We start from the raw sequence: 425 nt of genomic DNA on the forward strand, positions 1-425 counted from the left end.
GGCGGTGGGGGCGGACGTGGTGGTGGAGGACGCGTCGGTGAGCCGCCAGCACGCGAAGGTGGGAGTGGCGGGCGGTGAGGCGTTCATCGCGGACCTGGGCAGCCACAACGGCGTGCGGGTCAACGGGGAGAAGGTGCAAGGCACCCGCTCACTGGACGGCGGGGACGTGGTGACGCTGGGCAACGTGACGCTGGTGTTCCACCGGGGGGAGCGGCCCCCACCGGCCCGCCGGGCGCTGGAGGCCGAAGGGGTGCGGGCGCGGCTGTCGGAGGAGCTGGACCGGGTGCGCAGCTACGAGCGCGCGGTGAGCGTCCTGGCGCTGGAGGTGGAGGCGGCGTGGGTGTCCCCGGCGGAGCTGGTGCAGGCCCTGCACGGCGCGCTGCGGTTGATGGACGGGGTGGGACAGGTGGGGGGCACGCTGGTGG

Annotated in this window: 1 protein-coding gene; it reads left to right on the top strand. The window is 75.1% G+C overall.

Going from position 1 to position 425, the window contains the following annotated elements; all coding sequences use genetic code 11:
* Nucleotides 1-425 (top strand): FHA domain-containing protein (locus tag D7X74_RS42435; protein ID WP_147446937.1); only part of this gene is annotated, 425 nt, incomplete at both ends.

Source organism: Corallococcus sp. CA047B (genome assembly GCF_003612065.1).
GTDB lineage: Bacteria > Myxococcota > Myxococcia > Myxococcales > Myxococcaceae > Corallococcus > Corallococcus praedator.